Origin of the sequence: Fructobacillus sp. CRL 2054, assembly GCF_028764065.1 — a bacterium.
In the GTDB taxonomy this organism is placed as follows: Bacteria; Bacillota; Bacilli; order Lactobacillales; family Lactobacillaceae; genus Fructobacillus.
Window position 1 is genome coordinate 40,159 of record NZ_JACOFN010000012.1, and the last position, 7,355, is coordinate 47,513.

The following is a 7,355-nucleotide window of genomic DNA, read 5'->3' on the forward strand; positions in this document are numbered from 1 at the left end:
AATGGCTCGAACGCTTTTTTGTGTCTTTTTATAATGAGAAATTAGCCCCAAATCTTCTTTGCTGTATCAATGACCAATTTGATTTTGGCTCACTGCTCAGCTTCGGATAGCTTATTTCCTTCTTCGGTAGAAGCAAAGCCGCACTGGGTACTCAAGGAAAGCTTGTCTAAGTTGTGGTATTGCGTCGCTTCTTTGACGCGCTTAATAAGACTTTCTTCGTCTTCTAGAGCTGGGTCCTTTGATGAAACCAGTCCCAAGACAACTTCTTGGTTATCATGGACTTTTTCAAGGGGGGAGAAGTCACCGGCACGAGGAGTGTCGAATTCCAGGTAAAAGGCTTGAACCTTTTCGCGGGCCAGAAGGGTGTCTTCAACTAATCCATAGCCTCCGGCAGCAGCCCAGGTTGAAGCGTAGTTACCACGGCAGACGTGGGTGGAAACAGCTAGATCGTCGGGAAGGCTTTCTAAGACGCTGTTATTGATTGAGAGGAATTGTTCGGTTAAAGTCTTCACGTCTTCATCTTTGACATGGGTCAACTTACGGAAGTTTTGATCAACAATCATGCCCCAGGTACAGTCGTCAAACTTGAGATCGCGGCAACCTTCATCGTATAGTGCTTGGATTAACTCTCGGTATGCTTGAGCGATATCCTTAATTGCTGCCTCTTCCGTTCCGTATACGTCTAGCAAAGCCTTGGTATTTTCTTCACCGCGGGTTAGTTCTTTATAACACTGGGCGGGGGAAGGGATGCTTTGACGAGCAATCACGTCTTCACCAGTAGTAATCTTTTTGAGGTAGGCAAAGGCCTGTAGGTCGGGATGGTTTTTATTAAAGCGAATCTTACCGGTTACACGAGCGGATTCGGGACGGGTGTCCGTGTCATGGAAGTGATAGCCTTCAGGCACTTTGACTTTTTCGATTCCGTCAAAGCCCCAGAATGTGTCCAAGTGCCACCAGGAACGGCGGAACTCACCGTCGGTCACAAACTTTAAGCCGCTCTCGATTTCCTTTTGGACGAGTTGACTGATTTGTTCGTCTTGAACCCGCTTTAGTTCATCGGCTGAGAGTTGGCCTGCTTGGAATTTCTGTTGTGCTTCCTTCAGGGCCTCTGGACGAAGGAATGATCCGACGATATCATAGTGGATTTCGGTGTTCTTAAATGCTGGCATAGTGTGCTCCTTTGTTTTCTAATACGTGAGTTTCTCTGTTATTTGTTCTTATCTTTTAGCAGTCATGGTGGATTGGTACAGGCTTTGTGTTGAACCTGCTTTTTATTCTTTCTTCTGTACATTGCTTCTCTCCAATTTTGATATAAAGGCATTAAAAAAGTCCCGCAGTCTTTGTTAAAAAGACTACGGGACGATTGGCTCGTATTACCACCCTGATTCTGCTCCCTATCGCTATGAAGCACTCAACAAGTACGTCTAAAAAAGAGATACTCTAACGCGGTAACGGGCGCACCCGAAGCTGGCTCATACGAGACGACTCACCAACTTGTTTAACTCCGGGACCATTTTCATCTTCTAAGCAAGGCGAACTCTCACCAAAATGTTCGCTCTCTGATTCATGCCGCTGAAAATCACTTATTCCATCAACGTGTTGTTGCATACACAATACCGAGTCATTCTAAACTTGTCAACATTTTTTATCATTTTATTTTCATAATCTCATTAAAAATAAATATAAAAAATGCTTAGCATTGCGGTTTAAGGCAAATAAAAAAGCCCGAAAAAATTTCGGGCATTTTTTTAAACGTACTTTGTATTGTCGTCGACCTTCCATGGTTCAGCCTTATTGATGTGATCGTAGTAAAGCTTACCGTGAAGGTGGTCGATTTCGTGTTGGAAGACAATGGCAGGGTAGTTACGCAATGTCTTTTCGTAAGTATCACCCTTTTCGTCTTGGTAGCGAACCTTAATCTTCTTTGAACGGGGAACGAAACCAGGAACATCTTCGTCAACGGAAAGACATCCTTCTCCCGTTTCAAGGGCGACACGGCCAACTGTTTCTGAAATAATCACTGGGTTGAAAATAACACCCTTGAAGTAAGGTTCGTCATCTTCTTCCGCTGGATCTTCAGAAGGAATGAGAATGGCCGTCATTTGAAGTGATTCGCCAACTTGGTTGGCAGCTAATCCAACACCGGGACGTAGTCCGTATTTCTCGTTTTGTTCAGGGTCCTGTGACACAACCAAGTAGGTCATCATGTCTTCTGCTAGCTGACGGTGTTCTTCCGAAAGTGGGAAGGACACTTTTTCGGCTGTCTTCCGCAAGACTGGGTCGCCATCTTTTGTAATCTTATCCATGGTAAAGCGAATTGTCATGGGCAAAGCCACCTTTCTTTTCATACCTTTTAGTATAGCAAAAAAGGCGGGGAATGTGAAAGCAGGCGCAGGACTTTATCAGTATCATATTATACAGTTTAGCAATAAGTGTGCTTATTATTTATTAAAAGTCAGACGGGCATCGTCTGGATATAGTGGACAGTCCTTGTTAAAATGTATTTAGAAAAAGAAATCAAAGGAGTCAAGCATGGCTGATAATTATCAACTACCAATTGATGGTAACTGGGATGTGAATGACATGATTGCTGTTTCAAACCTAGTGGATGCTGTTTTGCAGGTCTACGAGGGCGGCTGTGACCGAGCATTACTATTAGATGCTCATCAGAAGTTCAGCCAGGTGATTCCATCTAAGGCAGAGCAAAAGCGCTTTGACCGCGACTTCGAAGAACAAACTGGTCACTCCATTTATCAGACAATGAAGTTGGCGGCCAACGGTAGTAACCGGGTGATTGTTAAGTGATTGACTTAAGTAGTCTTGAAAAAATAAAAGAAATTGATGCCTTGGTTTCGGGCTGGATTAAGGACTTAGCTGCCCAAACAAAGAAAGAGCGAGCCCAACATGCACTAAAAGTTTCCAATAAAGACGGGGACCGTCGTAATCTAGTGACCAATATTGACCGGGATAACCAGAAGGTGCTAATTGACAAGATTAGCTCGCTGGATGCCAATGCCCGCTTTGTCTGTGAAGAAGCCGGGGAGGCCCGGGCCCAGTCGATGGACGGACAGGTTTGGTTTATTGACCCAATTGATGGTACCCTAAACTTTGTGCTTGAAAACCGAGATTACGCCATCATGATGGCCCTTTATGAAGACGGGGAACCCGTCTTGGGCTGGATTTGTGATGTGCCCGCTGGGCGACTTTTTCATGGGGGCCCACGGACAGGTGTTTATGAAAATGAGCACTTATTAGAAAAGATTTCGGATAAGGCATTGTCTGATTCGGTTGTCATCGTTTCGGGTCGACGACTAGTGGTCGGCGAAAAACCGTACAGTGCACTGGCTCAAAGAGCTTGCGCATTCCGTGTTTTGGGATCAGCAGGGATTTCCTTCACCCGACTTTTCGTTGGTTCAGCACAGGCTTATCTTTCTAAGCTCTCGCCTTGGGATTTAGCAGCCGGAAGAGCACTAGCTGAAGGATTGGGCTATCAAGTGAAAAACCTTGACGGTACCCGTCCTAATATGCTATTATCTAACTCAGTATTAATCGCTACAAGCAGTATTCATCGCGAGGTAGTCAAGATGGTGAAAGACTAGGGGATACCTCCTAGTCTTTCTTGTGAGTAGCTAAGATAAAGGAGCACAAGAAATTGGCAAAACTTCGCGAAGATATTCGTAATATTGCAATCATTGCCCACGTCGATCACGGAAAGACGACGTTGGTTAATGAAATGTTGAAGCAGTCAGACACAATGGACGCCCGTAAGGAAGCAGCTTTGGGTGACCGTGCCATGGACACGAACGACATTGAAAAGGAACGTGGAATCACGATCTTGTCAAAGAACACGGCTGTCCGTGTTGGCGACCGTCAGATCAACATCTTGGACACACCTGGTCACGCCGACTTCGGTGGAGAAGTTGAACGTATCATGGGAATGGTTGACGGTGTTCTTTTGGTTGTCGATGCCTTTGAAGGTACGATGCCACAGACTCGTTTTGTTTTGAAGAAGGCCTTCGAACAACACTTGACACCAATCGTTATCGTTAACAAGGTGGACCGTCCAGGTGCACGCCCAGCCGAAGTCGTTGATGAAGTCTTGGACTTGTTCATCGAATTGGGTGCCGATGATGATGATTTGGACTTCCCAGTTGTCTTTGCATCAGCTATGAACGGAACCACTTCATTGGATCCAGAAGTTGATACACAAGAACACACAATGAAGCCTATCTTCGATAAGGTATTCGAAACAATCCCAGCCCCAGTTGACAACTCTGACGAACCATTGCAGTTCCAAGTTGCCATGTTGGACTATAACGACTTCGTTGGTCGTATTGGTATCGGACGTGTTAAGCGTGGAACTATTAAGGTCGGAGATAACGTTCGCGTTATGAAGATTGATGGTTCAACTCAGGACTTCCGTGTTACTAAGTTGGCCGGATTTATCGGTTTGGACCAAGTTGACATCACAGAAGCTAAGGCCGGTGATTTGATTGCCGTTTCAGGTATGGAAGACATCAACGTTGGTGAAACTGTTGTTGATCCAGAACATCCTGAAGCATTGCCATTGCTTCGTATTGATGAACCAACTTTGCAAATGACTTTCCGTCAAAACGACAGTCCATTTGCTGGTCGTGAAGGTAAGTTCGTGACTGCCCGTCAAATCGAAGACCGTTTGCACCGCGAATTGCACACTGATGTGTCATTGCGTGTTCAAGACATGGACCAAGCTGGTGCATGGTTGGTTTCTGGTCGTGGTGAATTGCACTTGTCAATCTTGATTGAAACAATGCGTCGTGAAGGCTTCGAATTGCAAGCTTCACGTCCACAAGTTATCTTCCGAGACATCGACGGTGTGAAGTCAGAACCATATGAATCAGTTCAAATCGATACTCCTGATGAATACTCATCATCAGTTATCGACTCATTGAACCAACGTAAGGGTGAAATGCAAAACATGGAGTCAGTTGGAAACGGCCAGACTCGTTTGACTTACATGGCTCCTTCACGTGGTTTGATTGGTTACTCAACTGAATTCATGACTGCTACTCACGGTTACGGTATCTACAACCACACGTATGCAGAATACCGTCCAATGGTTAAGAACTGGGAACCAGGTCGTCGTAACGGTGCCTTGGTCTCAATCAACCAGGGACAGACTACGAACTACGCCATCATGGGTGTTGAAGACCGTGGTCAAATGTTCGTTGGTGCCGGTGTTGACGTCTACGAAGGTATGGTTGTTGGTATGAACGCTCGTGACAACGACATCTCTGTTAACGTTACGAAGATGAAGCCACAGTCAAACGTTCGTTCATCAAACAAGGACCAAACTGCTTCTATCAAGACGCCTCGCGAAATGAACTTGGAAGCATCACTTGAATTCTTGAACGATGATGAATACGTTGAAGTAACGCCTGAAAATGTTCGTATCCGTAAGGCTATTTTGAACACTTCAGAACGTGAAAAGGCTGCAAAGCGCAAGAACAAGTAATTTAATAATTAAATTCGCTGCTCTAAATTTTGAATAAAGATTTGGGGCAGTTTTATGGAGATATGGCACAATCTGGTACTGCAGCGGACTCGAAATCCGTCGAGCCGTCGTATGGCGGTGTGCGGGTTCAAATCCCGCTATCTCCTTGACTATAATCAAGAGAGGGTAAGAAAGCTGAAAGGCTGTTCTTATCCTTTTTTGTGTTGTCATAAGTGGTCAATTTACTTTACTTCTTGAAAAGGACTTTATATTCTTTAGGTATATTAAGGTGAATGAATATGATTTATAACCTTAGTTTTATTTCTCTGTTTATAGACCTAAAAAGGGAGGATGCTAACATGATTAGTAATAAAAAACATGTTGTTTTCGATTTAGATGACAAGGTGCAGGCAGAACGATACCGTAAAATTTTTCATCCAACGAAGGCAGAACAAGAAGCCAATGTGTCTAAAGTTAAGAAAAGTTTTGTTAAAGCTGACGAAGGCTTAGAACGTTTTAAGGAATTGGTGGAGAATGGAAAGATTAAGCTTTGAAGTTTTTCCTATTGCTGATCTAGTGGATACCTCTCAGTTGAATGCTTATAGTTGTGGTGTTGTAGGGCTTGATGACTTTATTCAATATAAATACCAAGAGTTTGAAAAGATGCATTTAACTAAATTAAGTGCTGTTTACGTAGGACATATACTAGTAGGTATGTTTGCTTGATCGGCTGCAAGTAGTTCTGCTTCTTTTGCCGACATTAATCGACAGAGAGTATTTGGCGAGGCAAGCAAGAGTAAAGTTTTACCGATGGTTAGTATTGACCATTTGTCGGTTAATAAACCGTTTCAGTTTGGAAATTCTTCTGTCAATTTACATCTCGGTACCACTATTCTTAAGTATATTTTTAAGCTATTAATTGATGTTGGAGTAGAAAAGGGAATAGCCTTCGCCGGTGTGCTGGTTGAGAGCTTGCCAGATCCGGTCGACTTTTACTTAAATAACGGTTTTTATTTTATTGATAAATACGAAGAAAATGCCTTGAGTAAAGAGACATATACATTAGCAATTAGTTATGATGATATGGTTAAGGTGTCTGAATATTAATAAAGAAATATTGGGTCAATTTGTGGATTATTTTTTGACAGAGGGTAAGAAAGCTGCTTCTTATCCTTTTTTATTTACATAAGTGGTCAAATTTGCATTTTATTCCTTGAAGTTTTATAACGAAGTTGTACTTTTAAATATTACAGAAAGGGATAAGTTATGGTTGATTTGAATACTAATGTTGATAGAAAAAACGTACATGTTAAACGATGGATGGCCGCTTCACTGGCTTCCTTTGCACTACTTGGGGCTGTAAGTGTTAGTCCAGTTACGCACAATGTACTTCCAGTTTCACGAGTTACTGCTAGTGCAGATACGACGAATGGAACTTTCGGAACTGTTAATTATACTTATGACAATTCGACAAATACTTTGACCTTTACCAGTGGTGGAGAGTTGGCTGCTAATTCTAGTTCAAGTCTTGCAACTCTTTTCCCAAATGTTCAACACATTGTCTTAACGCAGTCTGTTGCAGCACCAAAAGATTCAAATCATTTATTTGATGGTTTAACTAAACTAACTGATTTTGCTGGTCTTACAAATTTGGATACTTCGAACACGCAATTTATGGGAAGTTTATTTGCAAATGACTCTTCTTTGACTGCGGTTGATTTAAGTAAATTTAATACGGCTAACGTTGGTGAAATGGTGCTCGTATGCTGATAAAATGGACAGATTTTATGCATCGTCCACTGTATAATTATCCCAAGACTAAAAAGGAAATCAGCACATGACTAAAAGGCCACGTTACTCACAGGAATTCAAAGATGCCATT

The 7,355-nt window shown here is 42.8% G+C and carries 9 protein-coding genes and 1 tRNA gene; 8 read left to right on the top strand and 2 right to left on the bottom strand.

What is annotated here, in order from left to right; translation table 11 throughout:
- Positions 1-89 precede the first annotated feature (89 nt).
- Both H7198_RS05870 and def read right to left on the bottom strand, forming a co-directional pair.
- Entirely contained in the window at positions 90-1,169 is a 1,080-nt protein-coding gene (locus H7198_RS05870) for a 5-methyltetrahydropteroyltriglutamate--homocysteine S-methyltransferase (protein WP_274458834.1), read from the bottom strand.
- A 579-nt stretch (positions 1,170-1,748) separates the two neighbouring features.
- On the bottom strand, positions 1,749-2,324 hold the full coding sequence (gene def / locus H7198_RS05875) for a peptide deformylase (protein ID WP_274458835.1): 576 nt from the start codon (positions 2,322-2,324) through the stop codon (positions 1,749-1,751).
- A 208-nt stretch (positions 2,325-2,532) separates the two neighbouring features.
- Between def and H7198_RS05880 the strand changes: the two genes are divergently transcribed.
- The 8 genes from H7198_RS05880 (at position 2,533) to H7198_RS05915 (ending at position 7,243) form a co-directional block, all read left to right on the top strand.
- Positions 2,533-2,805, top strand: a complete 273-nt coding sequence (locus H7198_RS05880) for a UPF0223 family protein (protein ID WP_274458836.1) — start codon at positions 2,533-2,535, stop codon at positions 2,803-2,805.
- The gene (locus H7198_RS05885) at positions 2,802-3,599 is read left to right on the top strand and encodes an inositol monophosphatase family protein (RefSeq protein WP_274458837.1); all 798 of its coding nucleotides are present in this window, start codon (positions 2,802-2,804) and stop codon (positions 3,597-3,599) included. The genes H7198_RS05880 and H7198_RS05885 overlap by 4 nt, the downstream gene beginning before the upstream one ends.
- Positions 3,600-3,652: 53 nt before the next feature.
- Positions 3,653-5,494 (top strand): translational GTPase TypA, encoded by a 1,842-nt coding sequence (typA, locus tag H7198_RS05890; protein WP_091501831.1) that lies wholly within the window; start codon positions 3,653-3,655, stop codon positions 5,492-5,494.
- 56 nt (positions 5,495-5,550) lie between these two features.
- Positions 5,551-5,640: transfer RNA gene (locus tag H7198_RS05895), tRNA-Ser, on the top strand.
- Positions 5,641-5,832: 192 nt separating this feature from the next.
- A complete protein-coding gene (locus tag H7198_RS05900; RefSeq protein ID WP_274458838.1) occupies positions 5,833-6,027 on the top strand; it encodes a hypothetical protein in 195 nt (64 codons plus the stop codon).
- Positions 6,008-6,199, top strand: coding sequence for a hypothetical protein (locus tag H7198_RS05905; protein WP_274458839.1), 192 nt, complete (start codon positions 6,008-6,010; stop codon positions 6,197-6,199). Before H7198_RS05900 ends, H7198_RS05905 begins: the two co-directional genes overlap by 20 nt.
- Before the next feature lie 84 nt (positions 6,200-6,283).
- Positions 6,284-6,580, top strand: a complete 297-nt coding sequence (locus tag H7198_RS05910; RefSeq protein WP_274458840.1) for a hypothetical protein — start codon at positions 6,284-6,286, stop codon at positions 6,578-6,580.
- Between the two features lie 159 nt (positions 6,581-6,739).
- Positions 6,740-7,243, top strand: coding sequence for a BspA family leucine-rich repeat surface protein (locus H7198_RS05915; RefSeq protein WP_274458841.1), 504 nt, complete (start codon positions 6,740-6,742; stop codon positions 7,241-7,243).
- Positions 7,244-7,355: the final 112 nt, after the last annotated feature.

Bases quoted from the DNA above. Each gene is read 5' to 3' on its own strand.
- H7198_RS05910 (WP_274458840.1), top strand. From the start codon at position 6,284: ATGGTTAGTATTGACCATTTGTCGGTTAATAAACCGTTTCAGTTTGGA.
- H7198_RS05915 (WP_274458841.1), top strand. From the start codon at position 6,740: ATGGTTGATTTGAATACTAATGTTGATAGAAAAAACGTACATGTTAAA.
- def (WP_274458835.1), bottom strand. From the start codon at position 2,324: ATGACAATTCGCTTTACCATGGATAAGATTACAAAAGATGGCGACCCA.
- H7198_RS05900 (WP_274458838.1), top strand. From the start codon at position 5,833: ATGATTAGTAATAAAAAACATGTTGTTTTCGATTTAGATGACAAGGTG.
- H7198_RS05870 (WP_274458834.1), bottom strand. From the start codon at position 1,169: ATGCCAGCATTTAAGAACACCGAAATCCACTATGATATCGTCGGATCA.
- H7198_RS05905 (WP_274458839.1), top strand. From the start codon at position 6,008: ATGGAAAGATTAAGCTTTGAAGTTTTTCCTATTGCTGATCTAGTGGAT.
- H7198_RS05880 (WP_274458836.1), top strand. From the start codon at position 2,533: ATGGCTGATAATTATCAACTACCAATTGATGGTAACTGGGATGTGAAT.